This window comes from Streptomyces sp. NPDC015242 (assembly GCF_043079125.1).
Taxonomy (GTDB): domain Bacteria; phylum Actinomycetota; class Actinomycetes; order Streptomycetales; family Streptomycetaceae; genus Streptomyces.
Genome location: NZ_JBIBUF010000008.1, coordinates 24,823 through 42,640, shown reverse-complemented (window position 1 = coordinate 42,640; position 17,818 = coordinate 24,823). Strand labels below are relative to the sequence as shown.

At 71.6% G+C, this 17,818-nt stretch carries 13 protein-coding genes; 5 read left to right on the top strand and 8 right to left on the bottom strand.

Going from position 1 to position 17,818, the window contains the following annotated elements:
• Positions 1-153: 153 nt before the first annotated feature.
• Complete coding sequence (locus ACF07N_RS25690) at positions 154-1,311, top strand: acyl-CoA dehydrogenase (RefSeq protein WP_383330160.1); 1,158 nt, start codon at positions 154-156, stop codon at positions 1,309-1,311.
• Between the two features lie 57 nt (positions 1,312-1,368).
• Here the strand turns inward: ACF07N_RS25690 and ACF07N_RS25685 are convergent, their stop codons facing one another.
• The gene (locus ACF07N_RS25685; RefSeq protein ID WP_392117125.1) at positions 1,369-2,574 is read right to left on the bottom strand and encodes a phosphatidylserine/phosphatidylglycerophosphate/cardiolipin synthase family protein; all 1,206 of its coding nucleotides are present in this window, start codon (positions 2,572-2,574) and stop codon (positions 1,369-1,371) included.
• A gap of 225 nt (positions 2,575-2,799) precedes the next feature.
• On the opposite strand from ACF07N_RS25685, the gene ACF07N_RS25680 reads away from it, so the two are divergent.
• Positions 2,800-3,165: a four-helix bundle copper-binding protein gene (locus ACF07N_RS25680; protein ID WP_392117122.1), complete on the top strand. Its 366-nt coding sequence runs from the start codon at positions 2,800-2,802 to the stop codon at positions 3,163-3,165.
• 61 nt (positions 3,166-3,226) lie between these two features.
• Here ACF07N_RS25680 and ACF07N_RS25675 read toward each other — a convergent pair whose 3' ends face one another.
• Positions 3,227-4,507 (bottom strand): LCP family protein, encoded by a 1,281-nt coding sequence (locus ACF07N_RS25675; protein ID WP_383345383.1) that lies wholly within the window; start codon positions 4,505-4,507, stop codon positions 3,227-3,229.
• A gap of 118 nt (positions 4,508-4,625) precedes the next feature.
• Between ACF07N_RS25675 and ACF07N_RS25670 the strand changes: the two genes are divergently transcribed.
• Entirely contained in the window at positions 4,626-5,183 is a 558-nt protein-coding gene (locus ACF07N_RS25670) for an acyl-CoA thioesterase (protein ID WP_383330172.1), read from the top strand.
• Between the two features lie 33 nt (positions 5,184-5,216).
• On the opposite strand, the gene ACF07N_RS25665 is transcribed toward ACF07N_RS25670, so the two are convergent.
• The gene (locus ACF07N_RS25665) at positions 5,217-6,701 is read right to left on the bottom strand and encodes an LCP family protein (protein ID WP_392117118.1); all 1,485 of its coding nucleotides are present in this window, start codon (positions 6,699-6,701) and stop codon (positions 5,217-5,219) included.
• 127 nt (positions 6,702-6,828) lie between these two features.
• Between ACF07N_RS25665 and ACF07N_RS25660 the strand changes: the two genes are divergently transcribed.
• Complete coding sequence (locus ACF07N_RS25660) at positions 6,829-7,878, top strand: glycosyltransferase family 2 protein (RefSeq protein WP_392117115.1); 1,050 nt, start codon at positions 6,829-6,831, stop codon at positions 7,876-7,878.
• A 180-nt stretch (positions 7,879-8,058) separates the two neighbouring features.
• On the opposite strand, the gene ACF07N_RS25655 is transcribed toward ACF07N_RS25660, so the two are convergent.
• The 5 genes from ACF07N_RS25655 to ACF07N_RS25635 form a co-directional block, all read right to left on the bottom strand.
• Positions 8,059-9,711 carry an LCP family protein gene (locus tag ACF07N_RS25655; RefSeq protein ID WP_392117112.1) on the bottom strand — a complete coding sequence of 551 codons (1,653 nt, stop codon included), beginning with the start codon at positions 9,709-9,711 and terminating at the stop codon, positions 8,059-8,061.
• Between the two features lie 222 nt (positions 9,712-9,933).
• Positions 9,934-11,730 carry an LCP family protein gene (locus tag ACF07N_RS25650; protein WP_392117109.1) on the bottom strand — a complete coding sequence of 599 codons (1,797 nt, stop codon included), beginning with the start codon at positions 11,728-11,730 and terminating at the stop codon, positions 9,934-9,936.
• A gap of 229 nt (positions 11,731-11,959) precedes the next feature.
• Positions 11,960-13,771: an LCP family protein gene (locus ACF07N_RS25645; protein WP_392117106.1), complete on the bottom strand. Its 1,812-nt coding sequence runs from the start codon at positions 13,769-13,771 to the stop codon at positions 11,960-11,962.
• Between the two features lie 240 nt (positions 13,772-14,011).
• Positions 14,012-15,202 carry an LCP family protein gene (locus tag ACF07N_RS25640; RefSeq protein ID WP_383584997.1) on the bottom strand — a complete coding sequence of 397 codons (1,191 nt, stop codon included), beginning with the start codon at positions 15,200-15,202 and terminating at the stop codon, positions 14,012-14,014.
• Positions 15,203-15,371: 169 nt separating this feature from the next.
• Positions 15,372-16,127: a TIGR03089 family protein gene (locus tag ACF07N_RS25635; protein ID WP_392117103.1), complete on the bottom strand. Its 756-nt coding sequence runs from the start codon at positions 16,125-16,127 to the stop codon at positions 15,372-15,374.
• A 148-nt stretch (positions 16,128-16,275) separates the two neighbouring features.
• On the opposite strand from ACF07N_RS25635, the gene ACF07N_RS25630 reads away from it, so the two are divergent.
• Entirely contained in the window at positions 16,276-17,742 is a 1,467-nt protein-coding gene (locus ACF07N_RS25630; protein ID WP_392117100.1) for an N-acetylmuramoyl-L-alanine amidase, read from the top strand.
• The last annotated feature ends 76 nt before the right edge of the window (positions 17,743-17,818 follow it).

Here is a 17,818-nt window from a genome sequence, read left to right as displayed (position 1 = left end):
CCGAGCATAGCCGGGGCATGGGAGCGCGCTTCACTGGGCAACTTCTCCGCTGTCGTCTAGCTCACGTATCCCTCCCGGGGGCGACCCCATAAACTTTTGATTACTTAACGGTAGTTAGCGCCACCATCGCAGCGTTTTGGAGCGTGAGAGACCTTGGCCGGATCGGCTGACTTCGACCTGTACCGCCCGTCCGAGGAGCACGACATGCTCCGTGACGCCGTCCGCTCGCTGGCCGAGGCGAAGATCGCGCCGCACGCCGCCGCGGTGGACGAGGAGGCCCGCTTCCCGCGCGAGGCCCTCCAGGCGCTGGTCGCCAACGACCTGCACGCGGTGCACGTGCCCGAGGAGTACGGCGGCTCGGGCGCCGACGCGCTGGCGACCGTCATCGTCATCGAGGAGGTCGCCCGCGTGTGCGCCTCGTCCTCGCTGATCCCGGCCGTGAACAAGCTCGGCTCCCTGCCCGTGATCCTCTCCGGCTCCGAGGAGCTGAAGAAGAAGTACATGGCCCCGCTCGCCAAGGGCGAGGGCATGTTCTCCTACTGCCTGTCCGAGCCGGACGCCGGCTCCGACGCCGCCGGCATGAAGACCCGTGCCGTCCGCGACGGCGACTTCTGGGTCCTCAACGGCGTGAAGCGCTGGATCACCAACGCCGGCGAGTCCGAGTTCTACACGGTGATGGCCGTCACCGACCCGGAGAAGCGCTCCAAGGGCATCTCCGCGTTCGTCGTGGAGAAGTCCGACGAGGGCGTCTCCTTCGGCGCCCCGGAGAAGAAGCTCGGCATCAAGGGCTCCCCGACCCGCGAGGTCTACCTCGACAACGTCCGCATCCCGGCCGACCGCATGATCGGCGAGGAGGGCACCGGCTTCGCCACGGCGATGAAGACCCTCGACCACACCCGCATCACCATCGCCGCTCAGGCCCTCGGCATCGCCCAGGGCGCCCTCGACTACGCCAAGGGCTACGTCAAGGAGCGCAAGCAGTTCGGCAAGCCGATCGCCGACTTCCAGGGCATCCAGTTCATGCTCGCCGACATGGCCATGAAGATCTCGGCCGCCCGCGCCCTGACCTACCAGGCCGCCGCCGCCTCCGAGCGCGGCGACGCCGACCTGACCTACCTGGGCGCCGCCGCCAAGTGCTTCGCCTCGGACGTGGCCATGGAGGTCACCACGGACGCCGTCCAGCTTCTCGGCGGGTACGGCTACACGCGCGACTACCCGGTCGAGCGCATGATGCGCGACGCCAAGATCACGCAGATCTACGAGGGCACGAACCAGGTGCAGCGCATCGTCATGGCGCGCAACCTGCCGTAGCCCTTCCTCCCGCGCGATCCGCCCCGGTCCCCGGCTCCCGCCGGGCGCCGGGGCGTCTCACAGGAAGCGCCGGATCGGCGTGACCACGGCCTCGCCCAGGCGCCACGCCAGCGGACGCCGCCGCCAGCGGGCCGGATCGATCGGCTCGCTCAGCTTCCGGTCGGCGTCGAAGTCGGCGTCGAGTTCCGCGGTGAAGTCCTCGTCGAGGACGGCCAGGACGACCTCCTCGTCGTGCTCCATGGAGCGCCGGTTGAAGTTGGTCGAGCCGATGAGCGAGCAGACCCCGTCCACGGTGACGATCTTCGTGTGCAGCATGGTCGGCTGGTACTCCCGCACGTCCACCCCGGCGTCCACGAGGGTCTGGTAATGCTGCCGTCCGGCCAGCAGGCACGCCCGCTGGTCGGTGTGCGGTCCGGGCAGCAGGACCTCGACCCGCACCCCGCGCCGGGCCGCGGCGGCCAGCAGGCCGATGAAGTACGGGTCCGGCGCGAAGTAGGCCGTGGCCACCCGCAGCCGCTCCTGCGCCGAGGTGATCAGCACCCGCAGCACCGTCTGCATGTCCTGCCAGCCGAAGGAGGCCGAGCCCCGCACGACCTGGACCGTGGAGCGCCCCGGCTGCTCCTGCGCGGTGAAGCGGTCGTGCTCGTCGTAGAGGTCGTCGTGGCACTCGGCCCAGTTCTGCGCGAAGGCGGCGGCGATGCCGTCCACGGCCGGGCCGCGGACCCGCACGTGGGTGTCGCGCCACTCGCCCGGATTGCGGGCGTCGCCGCACCACTCCTGCGCTATGCCGACGCCGCCGGTGAACGCGGTGTGCTCGTCGGTGACCAGCACCTTGCGGTGGCAGCGGTGGTTCTGCCGCAGCGGCGACAGGCGCGTGGGCGGCCGGAACCAGGCCACCTGGACGCCGGCCTCGTCCATGGCGTCCAGCAGGTCCGGTTCGATCTCCTTGGCGCCGAAGCCGTCCAGCAGCAGCCGCACCCGGACACCGGCCCGGGCCCGCTCGGCCAGGGCCTCGGCGAACTCGTGGGCGATCTCACCCCGCCAGTACACGAACGTCATCATGTCGACGGTGTGCTCCGCGGCCCGGATCGCGGCCAGCATCGCGGGGAAGATCTCGTCCCCGTTGCGCAGCGGCACGAGGTCGTTGCCCTCGGTCGCCGCGATGCCGATCAGCCGCTCAAGCCGCCTGCGCAGCCGCTGCTTGCGCTCCTCCGGCTCCGTCGGCTCCGGTGTCCGCCGTTCCTCGTACGTCTGCTGTGTCACCTGTGGTCTCCCCTGCCCCGGGCTCCTCGCCGCCCCCTGCCCGCGCGCCGCCGGGACACCGGGACGCGCCTGCTGGTCCTCTTTGCCGCTGCCGCCGGTTTCACGCAGCGCCGTGGCGAGCCGCACACGGGCCGGTCCGCCGTGTGGTGCTCATGGGGCAGCAGGCGTAGGACGGAAGGCACGGGGGCCGGTCCCCGGCCCTCACCGTCCCCCCGGGAGGAAGCCATGACCCAGCAGCCCGCCACCGCGACCCCGCTCAGCAAGGAGATGCAGGACTGCGTCCAGGCGTGCATGACCTGCCACGGCGTGTGCGAGGAGACCATGAGCTCCTGCCTGCAGATGGGCGGCCCGGCCCAGATGCAGATCATGCGCGCCGTGATGGACTGCGCCGAGATGACGCGCATGTGCGCCGACATGATGATGCGCCGCTCGCCCCTCGCGGCCGACATGTGCGCCATGTGCGCCCGGGCCTGTGACATGTGCGCCGAAGCGTGTATGTCCATGCCGGACGACACCCAGATGATGCGCTGTGCCGAGTCCTGTCGCGCGTGCGCCGAGATGTGCCGCGCGATGTCGGCCACCACCATGTGAGCACCCCCGCACGACGAAGGGGGCACCCGCCGGGGTGCCCCCTTCGCCCTGACCTGCCTGCTCAGTTGCCCGAGACGGTGACCGTCTCGTCGTTCTTCAACTGGTTCACCAGCGTCTTCACCTTCGCGGTGTCCCACTGGAGGTTGCCGTTCGGGGCGTTGCCCGCGAGCGGCATGTTCATGGACTTGCCCTCACCGCCGCTGACGCCCTTCATCGCCCAGAACATGGACGCCAGGTCGAACAGGCCCATGTCCTTGTCGACGACCAGGGAGTCCAGGCCCGCGCCCATGGTCGGGTACAGCTTGAACGGGTTCAGGATCGTGCTCGGGGTGGCGACCTGGTTGGCCAGGGCCGAGAGGAACTTCTGCTGGTTCTTCGTGCGGTCCAGGTCGGAGCCCTTGAGGGCGTAGCGGGTGCGGACGAAGGCCAGCGCCTGTTCACCGTCCAGGGTCTGCTTGCCCTTCTTCAGGTCCGCGCCGGACTTGGTGTCCTTGATGTCCTGCGGGATGTCGATCTCGACCCCGCCGACCGCGTCCACGATGTTCGCGAAGCCGCCGAAGCCGATCTCCACGTAGTGGTCGATGTGCAGGCCCGTGTTGGCCTCGACGGTGCGGACCAGCAGCTCGGGGCCGTCCTCCGCGTAGGCCGCGTTCAGCTTCGTCTGCCGCCCGGTGGCCTGGTAGAGCTTGCCGGAGTCGGAGCCCTTGTAGGACGGGATGGTGACGTTGGAGTCACGCGGCAGGGAGATGAGGGTGGGGCCGTTGCTGCCGGTGTGCAGGATCATCATCGAGTCCGTGCGCTTGCCCTCGGCGGACCCGGTGTGCAGCTTCTTCTTCTCCTCGGCCGACATGCCCGCGCGGCTGTCGGAGCCGACGATCAGGTAGTTGGTGCCCTCGCCCGCCTCCGGACGGTCGATGACCTTCGACAGGTCGACGTCGCGGTTGAGTTTGGAGTCGGCCCAGAAGTACGTGGCGACGCTCGTCACGACCAGCACCGTCACCAGCGTGATCGCCGTCAGCTTGATCCGGCGGCGCCAGTTCGGCGCGGGTCGCGGGTCGTACCCGCCGCCGCCCGGGCCGCCGGGGCCCCGGCCGCCGGGGGAGCCGTAGACCTGGCCGGTGTTGTAGCCGCTGTCGTACCCGCCGTGCGGCTCGGCGTAGCCGCCGTCCACGTACGACGGCTGCTGCGGCACACCGCCGTGGGCGCCCTGCCCGGGCGGTGCCGCCGGACCGCGGCGGACCTGCCGCATGACACGGGCGCTCTCCGGCTGTGCGCTGGAGCTGCCCCGTCCGTACCGGCTGCCGCGGTTGTCGCCGGAGAACCCCTCGGGCCAATCATTCATGCCGACAGTGTGCAGGTCCCCGCCGTGCGCCATACAAGGGTCGTCGGAAAATCAGAGCACGGCTGTGGCGAAGCTGACACAAAACCCCCTCACGCGGCCTCGGCATAAGGTAGGGGCCATGACAGACCAGGCCCCAGCTGCGGATTCCGGCACCACGGATATCCCGGGCAAGCCGACCTCGGCCTCCCGCACCACCCTCAGCCACATCATGACCCACAACGACACGAACCTGCTGGGCACCGTGCACGGCGGCGTGATCATGAAGCTGGTGGACGACGCGGCCGGAGCCGTGGCCGGGCGGCACTCCGGCGGGCCGGCCGTCACCGCGTCCATGGACGAGATGGTGTTCCTGGAGCCCGTACGCGTCGGCGACCTCGTCCACGTCAAGGCACAGGTCAACTGGACCGGCCGCACCTCCATGGAGGTCGGCGTCCGGGTACTGGCCGAACGCTGGAACGAGTCCGCCCCGCCCACCCAGGTCGGCTCGGCCTACCTCGTCTTCGCGGCGGTCGACGCCGACGGCAAGCCCCGCCGGGTCCCGCCGGTCCTCCCGGAGACCGAGCGCGACAAGCGCCGCTACCAGGAGGCCCAGATCCGCCGCACCCACCGCCTGGCCCGCCGCCGCGCGATCATGGAACTGCGCGAGAAGCGGGCGGCGGAGGGCATCGAGGACTGAGGCGGGGGCAGCCGCCCAGGAGCACGCGGCCTCCTACGAGCACGCCACCTCGTCGCCCCGCACCACCCCGAACTCGCCCTGGCCCGGGTCCTCGGCCCGGACCTTGCGCACCCGCTCGAAGTCCGCGCCCGCGATCACCTTCAGGGTCGCGCCCAGCCCCTTGACCGGCTTCAGCTCGCTGCCCGGCAGGGCCGTCGCGAGGGACTTGGCCGAGCGGTCCCAGCGCGGGTCGTAGGCGACGATCGTGCGCTTGACGTCACGGGCCGCGGCGTTGCGCGGGGCCTTGGTCGTGCGGAAGCCGGTCGAGGCGAGCGCCGCGTCCACCCGGCGGCCGAGCCCGGCCGTGCCCGTCCCGTTCTCCACCTGCACCCGGATCTGCTGCGGGGCGACCGAGACGATCCGGGCCGCCGGGCGCGAGCGGTGCGCGGACAGCGGCTGGTCCTGGCGCAGGGCGTGGAAGAGCCGCTCCGACTTCACCGGGTCCCACTTCAGCGTCGAGCCGACGCCCTTCACTGCGTACCCCATGCGCCCGATCGGGACGGTGGTGAACTCCGAGGAGGAGGGCGAGAAGTTCCGCATGGCACGGCCCAGGTCGAGCATCTCGTCCGTGCCGAAGCCCTTGTCGGCCCGGACCGAGCCGAGCACCGCCCGGGTGACGTCCCGGAACTTCATCGGGTTGAGGAGGATCCCGGAGGAGGTGACGCGTTCCACGAGCGCCGCCATGAAGCGCTGCTGCCGCTTCATCCGGCCCAGGTCGGAGGCGCCGTCGACATGGCGGGCGCGCACGTACTGCAGGGCCTGCCCGCCGGCCAGGGTGTGCCGGCCGGCCGGGAGGTCCAGGCCGGTGTAGCTGTCCTTCAGCGGGTCCGTGGTGCAGATCTGCACGCCGCCGACCACGTCGACCGTCTTCATGAAGCTGGTGAAGTCGACCTCGACGTAGTGGTCGATCTTCACCTTGGTCATGCGCTCGACCGTCCGCACGGTCAGCTGGGGCCCGCCCTCCGCGTACGCCGCGTTCAGCTTCAGGGGGTGCCCGCCGTGCCGCTCGCCGGAGGTGCGGTCCACGTGCGGGGGCGTCACGGCGTAGGAGTCGCGCGGCAGGCTCACCACGCTCGCGCGCTCCCGGTCCTCCGAGATGTGCACGATCATCATCGTGTCGGTGCAGTGGCAGGGCGCGCCGCCCAGCCGGTACTTGTGCCGCTCCGCCTTGCTGATCTTCTCGCGGCCGTCGGTGCCGACCAGCAGCACGTTCACGCCGTGGCCCGCCCGGGGCCGGTTCTTCATGTCCTTGAAGGCGTCGACCCGGGCGATGTCCGCGTCCAGGCTGGTCACCACCGCGTGCCCGATCCCCGCGGAGGCGAGCACCACCACGGACAGCGTGGTGACGGCCCGCATGCCCCAGCGCGGCCTGCGGCGCCGGGCGGGCGGCGCGGGCCGGCGCGGGGCACGGCGGACTGCGGGCTGCGGACGGCGCCGGGGGGTGGCGGTGGACCGAGGGGACCGCGGCGGCGTGGGCATGGGGACACCTCCGGACGACGGCCGTACGTGGGATCCGTGAAACCGTAGGCCGATACGATCTGCGGCCCGCGGTACCGCCCCCGCGGCGCGCACCGGTGTCCCCCGTTCGCGGTAACGTGAGCCCCCTATGAACGCCAATCCCGACGTGCGGCTCCCCGCCGTTTCCGTGATCATGCCCGTCCTCAACGAGGAACGGCATCTGCGGGGAGCAGTCCAAGCGATCCTCGCGCAGGAGTACGCCGGCGAGATGGAGGTCGTGATCGCCCTCGGTCCGTCCACGGACCGCACGGACGAGATCGCCGCCGAGCTCGTGGCCGAAGACCCGCGCGTGCACACCGTCCCCAACCCGACCGGCCGTACGCCCGCCGCGCTGAACGCCGCGATCAACGCCTCCCGGCACCCGATCGTGGTCCGCGTCGACGGCCACGGCATGCTCTCGCCGAACTACATCGCCACCGCCGTACGGCTCCTGGAGGAGACCGGCGCGCAGAACGTCGGCGGCATCATGCACGCCGAGGGCGAGAACGACTGGGAGCACGCGGTCGCCGCCGCGATGACCTCGAAGATCGGCGTCGGCAACGCCGCGTTCCACACGGGCGGCCAGGCGGGTCCGGCCGAGACCGTCTACCTGGGGGTGTTCCGGCGGGAGGCGCTGGAGCAGCAGGGCGGCTACAACGTGGAGTTCATCCGCGCCCAGGACTGGGAGCTGAACTTCCGCATCCGCGAGGCCGGCGGGCTGATCTGGTTCTCGCCCGAGCTGAAGGTGTCGTACCGGCCGCGGCCGAGCGTGAAGGCACTCGCCAAGCAGTACAAGGACTACGGCCGCTGGCGGCACGTCGTCGCCCGCTACCACGAGGGCTCGATCAACCTGCGCTACCTCGCCCCGCCGACCGCCGTGTGCGCGATCGCGGCCGGGATCCTGCTGGGCGTGGCGCTGACGCCGTGGGGCTTCGTGGTGCCCGGCGGCTACCTCGCGGCGATCCTGCTGGGTTCGGTCCCGGCGGGCAAGGGGCTGCCGCTGAAGGCACGGCTGCAGATCCCGGTGGCGCTGGCCACGATGCACATGTCGTGGGGCTGGGGCTTCCTGACCAGCCCGCGGTCACTGGCGAAGAAGGTCATCGCGTCCCGCCGCCCGGCCGTCCACGCGGACGGCCGCGCCGACGCGACGGCCGGCTGACCGACACGAGCCCCCTCCCCGCCGGGGGCCCGCGGCGCGTCCGGCCACCCACCGACGGGGGCCGGACGCGCCGCGCCGTCGCCGTCCCGTGCGGGCACCGCGTCCCGGCCCCCGATGACGTACGGGGGCCCGCCGCCCTCCCCTCCGGACGGCGGGCCCGGGGTCATGGCGCGGGCCTGCTCACCACCGGTAGGGGCGGTACACGTCCATGCACTCCTGCTTGTCCGCCGTCAGCGCGTCCGCGCTGTCGGGCAGGTCCCCGGCCTTCACCGGCTCCTGCTCGGGATAGGTGGTGCCCTCGCGCCAGTCGGCGCCGATGGTCAGCGTGGTGGTGATGTCGTCGGTGGCGCGCACCTGGCCGCTCGGGATGCCGACCGCCTCCGCCACCGACAGCGCGTTGGCCCTGCCCTGCGCCCCGGTGCTCTTCGGGTACGTCACCTGGGTGCGGGCCAGCGGGTTCTGCTGCCGTGAGGCGACCGCCCGGGCGAACCCCTCCTGCTGCAGCGCGGCGACGATCGCGGCGGCCCGGTTCGGCACCGCCGCCCCCTGCTCGCCCGCCGTGCCGTTGACGACCGTGACCGACAGACCCCCGGCGGGCGCGGCGGCCGGTCCGGTGGCCCGGGCCGGGGCCGGGGACGGGCCCGCCCCGCCCTTCCCGTTCCCGCCGCTCGATCCGCCCTTGTCGAAGGAGACGTCGTCGCGGAGCATCGCCCACATCCTGTCGGCGTCCTCCGGCTTGGGCACCAGGTGGTTGCGGTTCAGCGGGTCCTCGATCCACGGCATCGTCGTCATCGTGATCCGGCTGGTCGGGACCGACTTGAGCTGCATGCCCAGGTCGTACAGCTCCTTGACCGTACCGATCTCCTCCGACACCTTCAGCGCCTTGGTGCCCGCCTCGGCCAGGCCCATCAGCCGGCCGGTGTCGGTGAAGACGTTCTGCTTCTTCAGCGTGCGGATCATCGCGTTCATGTACATGTGCTGCGCCTTGGCCCGCAGCGGGTCGCTGCCCCACGCGTGCCGGGTGCGCAGCCACTGCAGCGCCTGCTTGCCCTGCACGTGATGGGTGCCCGCCTTGAGCTTCAGCCCGGAACCGCCGCGCTGGCCGGGCAGCGGCCGGTCCCACACGTTCTGGTTGACGCAGACCGGGACGCCGCCGATCGCGTCCGCCATGTCCACCACCCCGGCGAAGTCGACCATCATCCAGTGGTCGATGTACACGCCGGTCAGCTCCTGCCAGGTGGCCAGGGTGCAGCCCGGCCCGCCGCGCTGGAGCGACTCGTTGATGATCGTGTTCTTCGCCGGGTAGGACTCGCCGGTGTCGGGGTCGGTGCACTTGGGGATGTCCACCCGGGTGTCCCGGGGGATGCTCACCACGGCCGCGCTCTCCCGGTCCGCCGAGACGTGCAGCAGCATCTGCACGTCGGCCAGGGGCTTGCTGCCGACGTTGTCCCGGCTGCCGCCGAGCTTGACGTTCTCCGCGGAGTTCCGGCTGTCGGAGCCGATGAGCAGGATGTTCAGCGGGGTCTGGCCCGCCGCGTTGGGCTCGGCCTTCCGCACGTCCGAGTCGCCGGCGTTGCGTTTGCCCTTGTCGATGTTGGCGTTGAGGTGGCGGTAGTACAGGTAACCGGCGCCGGCCGTCCCGAGTATGAGCACCGACAGCACCAGCGCCGACCAGCGCAGTATCCGGCGGCGCCGGCCGCGCCCGCGGCCCGGACCGACCGCGTCCCCGTCGTCCCCGCCCCCGGCTGCCGCCCCCGCCCCCGGACGCTCGTCCTGGACCAGGCCGCCCGCGTCGCGCCGTGTGCCGCCTCCGCGCACGTCACTCTGCGCCATACCCTGCCTCCCCGCCCCTACGGCTGACCCACGGGCCCGCCCCGCGTCGTGTTCGGATCACGGGCGAACCGTGTCCGTCCGCACCGGGGTTCCCCGGTGTACGCCGGACACGGCGGTTCCCGCTGCTGGTTGGACACCTGACATGCCCGCTCGGATGTACACCCGGGCCGTATGTCCGGGCATGTCCCGCCCCTCTGTGAGACGCGGGAAAGGGAGGTCAGGTCACTTCGCGCACTCGACCTTGTCGGCGGTGGACTTCCGCACGTCGTCCGGGACCTTCGACGGAGTGGTCAGGGGGACGCCCGCGCCCTTGAAGTCCTTGCCGAGGGTGAGCGTCATCGTGGGCAGCCCCTGGGCGTTGTCCACGCTCTCGCCCGGCTTCATGGCGGCCCCGGACAGCCCGAGGATCGCGGCGAGGCGGCGGGCCTGGTCGGCCTGGCCGGGCGCGTACTCCAGCGTCGTCTTCGCCAGCGGGGCGGGCGCGTTGCCGCCGTTCTCCGACTTGGTGACGCCTTCCTCCACCTGGAGCCAGCTGAGGGTCTCCTGGGCGCTGCCCGCGACGGCACCGCCGTTGAGGATCCGCACCCGCACCTCGGAGGCGGGGGCCTTGCTCCCCTTCAGCCGGGCGGCCTCGGCGTCCTTCTCCTTCTTCTTCTGCTGCTTGACCTCGGTCAGCGACACGTCGTCCCGGACCATCGCGAAGAGCTGCTGGGCCTGGGGCTGCTTGAGGACCACCGTGGCCTTGACCGTCTCCGCCGGGTTGTCGACGACGGGCACGGTCGCGAACGTGAGGTTCTTCGTGTCGAACTTGCCCAGCTCCGCCCCGAGATCGGCCAGCTTCTTGATGGTGCTGATCTGGGAGTCGACGGTCAGCGCCTTGGTGCCCGCCTCCGCCAGTTTGATCATCTTGGAGGGGCTGGTGAGCGTGTCGTTGGACTTCAGCTTGCGCATCAGCGAGCCCAGGAACTGCTGCTGCAGCTCGATCCGGCTCAGGTCGCCGCCGAAGCCCACGGAGTGCCGCGTGCGGACGAAGGCCAGCGCCTCCTCGCCCTCGATCGTGTGCTCGCCCTTGGGCAGGTCGAGCTTGGAGTCCTTGTCCTTGATGTCCTTGGCCAGACAGACGTCGACACCGCCGACCGCGCTGGTCAGCGTCTTGACCGCGTTGAAGTCGGCCACCATGAAGTGGTCCATCTTCAGCCCCGTCAGCTCGGTGATCGTGCGCATGGTGCAGCTCGGCGTCCGGTCCTCCTGCCCCAGGCTGTTGTTGAAGCGCGTGCCCTGCTGGCCCGGGATGACCTTCTCGGTGCCGTCCTCCTGCGTCGTCGGGCAGTCCGGGATGTCGGTGATCAGGTCGCGCGGGATGCTCAGCACCGTCGCGTTCGAGCGGTCCCTGGACACGTGCAGCACCAGCGTGGTGTCCGCGTGCCCGGCGCTGTCCTTGTCGCCGTAGCCCTCGTTGCCCTCGCCGGTGCGCTTGTCGGTGCCGATCAGCAGGATGTTGATCGCGCGGTCCTTGCTGAACCCGCCGGTGCCCGCGCCGTCGTCGGAGACGGACGTGATGTTGTCGTTGAGGTGCTCGTAGTAGAGGTACGCGGCCGCGCTCGCCCCGACCAGCACGAAGGCCAGCGTGCCACCGGTCCACACCAGGACCTTCCGGCCCTTCGACTTCTGCTGCGCCGGGCGGCGCCCGCGCCGTCCCGCGGCGGGCTCGGCCGGGGCGCCGCCGCGTCGGCGCGGGGACGCGGTCTCACCGCCCGCAGCCGCCGTCCCGGAGCGCCGGACGGGGGCGGCGGTCCGGCGGGCACGCGCGGACCCGCCCGTAGTGCTGCTGCCGCTGCTGCTGCTGCCGCTGCCGCTGCCGCTGCCGCTGCCGCGGGCGCCGGGATTCCGGGGGCCGGGGACGGGTGACTGCGGTCCGGAAGGGGGCAGTCGCAGTTCGTATTCGCCGGTGTCCGGGTTGAGTACCCACTGGTCTGCGGGGTCGATGCCGTCCGCCCGCCCACGGCCTTGCGCGTCCACGGTTGCCTGATTCCTCCGTCGGGCCACGCGGCGCCCTCCCCCGAAGGCGCACGGTGTTGGTCGAGCAGTGCCCGCCCCAGGACGGACCTCACGGGTGAGAGCACTGGATCGCACACACTATCCGCACACTTCGGCGTCCAGCGACGTGGGTGAGAAATTGCACGTTCTACAACTGGGCAATCCCGCCCATTTGTTGGGGGCGGCTCGGTGAACACCGCGTCCTGTCAGGTCACTTGGCGCACTCCACCTTGTCGGCTGTGGACTTCTGCACGCCTTCGGGTGCCTTCGAGGGCGCGGTGAGCGAGACGCCGGCGCCCTTGAAGTCCTTGCCGAGGGTGAGTGTCATCGTGGGCAGCCCCTGGGCGTTGTCCACGCTCTCGCCCGGCTTCATCGCGGAGCCGGGCAGCCCCATCAGATCGGCGAGGCGGCGGGCCTGGTCGGCCTGGTCGGGCGCGTACTCCAGCGTCGTCTTCGCCAGCGGGGCGGGCGCGTTGCCGCCGTTTTCCGACTTGGTGACGCCTTCCTCGACCTGGAGCCAGCTGAGGGTCTCCTGGGCGCTGCCGGCGACGGCACCGCCGTTGAGGATCCGCACCCGCACCTCGGAGGCGGGGGCCTTGCTCCCCTTCAGCCGGGCGGCCACCGCGGCGGCTTCCTTCTTCTTCCGCTCCTTCACGGCCGTGAAGGAGACGTCGTTCCTGATCATGTCGAAGACCTGCGGGGCGGTCGACTCGTTGAGGACGACCGTCGACTTGACCTTCTCCGCCGGGTTGTCGACCACCGGGACGGTGGTGAAGGTCAGGTTCTTGACGTTGAGCTTGCCCAGTTCCAGGCCGAGGTCCTTCAGCTTGCCGATGCTGTCCAGCTGCGAGTCGACGGTCAGCGCCTTGGTGCCCGCCTCCGCCAGGTCGAGCATCTTCGAAGGGCTGGTGAGCGTGTCGTTGGACTTCAGCTTGCGCATCAGGGCGCTCAGGAACTGCTGCTGCAGCCCGATCCGGCTGAGGTCGCCGCCGAAGCCCACGGAGTGCCGGGTGCGCACGAAGGCCAGCGCCTGCTCGCCCTCGATGGTGTGCGTGCCCTTGGACAGCTTCAGCTTGGAGTCCGGGTCGTCGATGTCCTTGGCCAGGCAGACCTCGACCCCGCCGACCGCGCTGGTCAGCGTCTTGACGGCGTTGAAGTCGGCGACCATGAAGTTGTCCGGCTTGACCCCGGTCAGCTCGGTCACGGTCCGCATGGTGCAGCTGGGGGTGCGGCCGTCCTGGCCGAGGCTGGTGTTGAAGCGGGCGTTCGGCGTGCCGGGGATGATCTTCCGGCTGCCGTCCTCCTGCGTGGTCGGGCAGTCGGGGATGTCGGTGACCAGGTCGCGCGGGATGCTCAGCGCGGTCGCGTTCGAGCGGTCCTTGGAGACGTGCAGCAGGATCGTGGTGTCCGCGTGGCCGGGGCTGCCGGCGTCGCCGTACTTGTCGTTGCCCTTGCCGGTGCGCTTGTCGGTGCCGATCAGCAGGATGTTGATCGCCTTGTCCTTCTGGAAGCCGCCGGTGCTGGCTCCGTCGTCGGACACGGAGGCGATGTTGTCGTTCAGGTGCTCGATGTAGAGATACCCGGCGCCCGCGCCCGCGACCAGCACGAACGCCATCGTGCCGCCGGTCCACAGCAGGACCTTCTTGCCCTTGGAGGCCTTGGCCGGACGCCGTCCGCGCCGCCCCGGCGGCGGCTCCTCGGGAGCCCCGCGGCGCCTGCGCGGCGGCGGCACCGCCCGGCCGGGCGTCTCGGGCCGCGAGCGGCCGGGGGCCGCTGCGCCGGAGCGGCCCGGGGCGTCGGTGCGGGAGCGGCCGGGGGCCTCCGTACGCGAGCGGCCCGGGGCGTCCGGGCGAGAGCGGGTCCGCGAGCCCGACCCGGACGCGGACGGCCTGCGGGGTGAGGGCACGCCCGACTGCGGTGGGGAAGCGGACAGTCGCAATTCGTATTCGCCGGTGTTCGGGTTGAGCACCCACTGGTCTGCGGGGTCGATGTCGTCCGCCCGCCCACGGCCTTGCGCGTCCACGGTTTCCTGTTTCCTCCGTCGGGGCACGCGGCGCCTCCCCCACCAAGGCGCCCGGGTCTCGGTCACACAGTGCGCGCTCTCAGGACCGTCCTCAGAGCCGGGCGCACCGGATCGCTCACACTAACCGCCCACTTCAGTGCAGAGCGACGGCGGTGACAAATTCCACGTCCCTACACCTGGGCAATTCGCCCATTTCCCGGGTGAAGAGTTCGTTACGTTGAAGTTGCCTTGGTGCCTGCTTTACTCGCAGGTGTCCTCGGCTGCCGTGTTTCCGCGGAACGTCGGTGGAGGAGAAACGGTGACGACCGGCGCGGAGAACGGCCCCGCATACGAATCCCCGTACGACCGGTCACGCGTACCGGTGGGCCGCAAGGGGGCGGAACCGCGCGGCACGTCCCGCGCGATCACCACCGGTGTGTCCGTGCGCAGCCGCTCGAACAGCCGGTCCGCCTCCGGCTCCACGAGTTGGTCGCGATTGGCGTCGTACGCGTACGACTCCCGGGGAACGGTCAGGAATTGCACGCGTTCCATGGGGATGTCGCGCAGCCCGCGCACGAGTTCGTACAAACCGCGCAGGCTCGCCAGATCCGGGTCGGTGGTGAGGGAGGACGTGGCCGCGTCCAGCACGGGATAGAGCTTCGCCGGATTCAGCAGGACGTCGTTGCTGCGCACCTTGTTGACGAGCGCCCCGAGGAATCGTTGCTGCCGTTCCATGCGCTCCGTGTCGCTGCCGTCACCCAGGGACTTGCGGGCCCGGACGTAACCGAGGGCCTGCTCGCCGTCGAGCGTCACCCGCCCGGCGGGCAGCCGCAGCCTGGCCGCCCGGTCGTCGATCGGCTCGCGCAGGCACACCTCGACACCGTCGACGGCGTCGACCATCTTCTTGAAGCCGTGGAAGTCGACGACGACGTGATGGTCGACGCGGATGTCGGTGAGCTTCTCGACGGTGCGGATGGTGCAGGCCGAACCGCCCACCTGGAACGCCTGGTTGAACATGCCGAACCGCGGCGCGCTGCGCGACCCGTCCCGCCGCCGGCAGGCCGGCAGGTCCACCATCAGGTCCCGGGGCAGGGAGACGGCGGTGGCGCTGCGCCGCCCCGCGGACAGGTGCAGCAGGATCGTGGTGTCCGACCGCTCGGTGCCCGAGTCGCGCCCGTAGCGGGCGTTGTCGTCGCCGTGGCGGGTGTCGGAGCCGATCAGCAGGATGTTCCGGGCGTCCTTCACCAGCGAGGTGGGGCGCTCCCTCTCGTAGCGCCGGAGCTCGGCGGCGGCGGCCTCGTCGGGGGTGATGTTGCCGCTCAGCTTCGCGTACACGGCCCACCCGGCCGCCACACCCGCCACGAGCAGGCCGACGGCCGCGAACACCCCGATCCGCACCCACCGTGACCTGCGCCCCCGCACCGGCCCCCGCCCGCTGGCGGACGCCCCCACGCCCGGCCCGACCCTGTAGCCCACGGCAGCAACCACCCCTCCTGACGCCGGAACGCCCCACGCGCAGTGCTCCTACGACGATGGCGCGGATGGGAGGCGGGGGCGGGATCTGACTGGTCCGGACGGGGGAGAGAGGGGGGCGGACGGCGGAAGGAGCGGGCCAGGGGCCCTACCGGGCGATGGCCGTCACCCGCTCGCTCTCCACCCGCTTGTCGAGCACTTCGTCACCCGCCTGCTCCAGGTTCCGGCACAGCACCACGGAGCCGCCCGTGGCCAGGGGCGCGTACAGCCCCGCGTTCAGTCCCTCCCACGTGTCGTAGGGGAGCCCCGACAGGATCCGCGACCCGGGCCCGGTCAGCCCCAGCCCCGTCGCCTCAGCCCGCGCCCGCTCCACGACCTCCGCCCCGCTGAACTCCCGCCCGGCCACGACCAGCGCGGGCCCCTCCGGGTCCACCGGCGTGTACGGCACGAAACGGTCCCCCTGCCCCGGCACCTCGACCGCGTAGTCGACGAACCCCTCGGGCGGCTGCGGGAACCGCCCGCCGAGCGGCCGCAGCGCCAGCGCGATCCGGGCCCCGGAGCACGCCCGGGCCGCCTCGAGCCCGTCCGGCCCGCTCACCACCACGTCGGCGGCACGCACGTCCCCGGTCACATCGGCGACGACCCCGACCGAGGAACAGGCCAGCAGCCACACCGCCGTCTGCCAGTGCGCCGGGAGCAGCAGCGCCACCCGGTCCCCGGGCTCGACCGACAGTTCGTCCTGGAGCAGGTTCGAGGTCTTGGCCACCCAATTGGCGAAGGTGGCCACGGACAGTTCGACCCGTTCGCCCGTGGCGTCGTCGTAGAAGGTCAGCAGGGGGCGTCCCGGATCCGCGGCGAGCGCGGAACCCAGCAGGTCGGCAGGGGTGCGATCGGTGGCGTTCACCCGCTCAAGCGTACGCGGCCCGCCCCCGGCCCTCCACGGCCCGGTCGCCGCACCGCCCCGTATCCGCCACCGGTTCGGCCGAACCCCGCCGACGGTCCGTCAACTCCCAAATGGACAGACTTATACGGTTATGTCCAAGATCAGGGGCATGCGTGGATTCCTTGCTTCCTCGATCGGTGTCACCTGTGCGGCCGCTCTGGCCCTTCCCCTCACCCCGCCCGCCGTCGCGGCGACCGCGAGACCGGTGCCGACCACGGAAGCCGCGGCGAGCGCGAGACCCGCGCTCGCCGCGGGGTCCCCGGCGGTCACCACGACCCCCCGGCGCGCGGCCGGACCGGCCGTCCCCGGCAGCACCCAGTCGCTCCCCCTCGAACCCCTCGCCCGCAACCGCGCCACCCCCTCCGCCCCCGCCGCCGAGCAGGGCCTGCACCCCCGTGCCGTACGCCACTTCTCCCTCCTCGGCGTGGTCTGGGACGACCCCAGGGACGAACTGCACGGACGCGTCCAGGTCCGCACCCGCGCCGCCGGCACCGGCACCTGGTCCGGCTGGCAGGACGTGGAGACGCACAACGCCGACCACGGCGCCGACCGGGACACCCCCGAGAGCGCCTCGGGCCGCGTCCGCGGCGCCACCGCCCCGCTGTGGGTGGGCGACTCCGACGGCGTGGAACTGAGGGTCCGCTCCGAGACCGCCGGCGCGGAGTCCGGCGCCGCGCACCACGGCGAGGGCGCTCGCAACCTGCCCGCCGCGCCCCCGCTCCCCTCCGGCCTCCGGCTGGAACTCGTCGACCCCGGCGACGACGCCCCGCAGCCCGGCGCCCCGGCCGAAGAGCCCCGCACCGCGGCCCTCGCCGCGGAGAACTCCGCCGCCGCCGAGGCCTCCGCGGCCAACGCCGACCTCGCCCCGCTCGGCGCCACCGAGATCGCGGCCCTGACCCGGGCCGAGACCGAACGGGAGTTCCTCGCGTTCAACGCGGGGGAGCTGACGGAGCAGCAGCAGGCCAGGCCGTACATCGGTCCGCGCCCGGGTATCGTCACGCGGCGCGGCTGGGGGGCGGACGAGGGGTTGCGGGAGCGTGGCTTCCGGTACACCAAGAAGGTGCGGGCGGCCTTCGTCCATCACACCGCCAGCGGCAACAAGTACCGCTGCTCGCAGGTGCCCTCACTCATCCGCAGTATCTACCGCTACCACGTCAAGAGCATGGGGTGGCGGGACATCGGCTACAACTTCGTCATCGACAAGTGCGGAAAGATCTACGAGGGACGCGCCGGGGGCGTGGCACGGCCGGTCCTCGGCGCCCACACCCTCGGTTTCAACAGCAACAGCATGGGGATCGCCGTCCTCGGGTCCTACGACACGGCCAAGCCGTCGAAGTCCGCGGTCAAGGCCGTGGCGCGGCTGACCGCGTGGAAGCTGGGGCTGTACCGGGTGAACCCGAAGGGAAAGACTTACCTGAAGTCGGCCGGCAGCAATCTCCACCGCAAAGGCAAGAAGGTACGACTCAACGTGATCTCCGGGCACCGGGACGGCTTCAAGACGGAGTGCCCGGGACGGAAGCTCTACGGCAAGCTCGGCTCGGCCCGCTCCAAGGCGGCGCGGTACCAGGGCCGCTGAGGACACGCTCGACCGCCGCCGGGGGGCACGCGGGGGCACGGGGGCGGAATGCCGCACGGCCGACGAAGGCGCCACG

Excerpts from the sequence above, each read along its gene's own strand:
- ACF07N_RS25630 (WP_392117100.1), top strand. The coding sequence starts at position 16,276 with ATGCGTGGATTCCTTGCTTCCTCGATCGGTGTCACCTGTGCGGCCGCT.
- ACF07N_RS25660 (WP_392117115.1), top strand. The coding sequence starts at position 6,829 with ATGAACGCCAATCCCGACGTGCGGCTCCCCGCCGTTTCCGTGATCATG.
- ACF07N_RS25655 (WP_392117112.1), bottom strand. The coding sequence starts at position 9,711 with ATGGCGCAGAGTGACGTGCGCGGAGGCGGCACACGGCGCGACGCGGGC.
- ACF07N_RS25680 (WP_392117122.1), top strand. The coding sequence starts at position 2,800 with ATGACCCAGCAGCCCGCCACCGCGACCCCGCTCAGCAAGGAGATGCAG.
- ACF07N_RS25670 (WP_383330172.1), top strand. The coding sequence starts at position 4,626 with ATGACAGACCAGGCCCCAGCTGCGGATTCCGGCACCACGGATATCCCG.
- ACF07N_RS25675 (WP_383345383.1), bottom strand. The coding sequence starts at position 4,507 with ATGAATGATTGGCCCGAGGGGTTCTCCGGCGACAACCGCGGCAGCCGG.
- ACF07N_RS25665 (WP_392117118.1), bottom strand. The coding sequence starts at position 6,701 with ATGCCCACGCCGCCGCGGTCCCCTCGGTCCACCGCCACCCCCCGGCGC.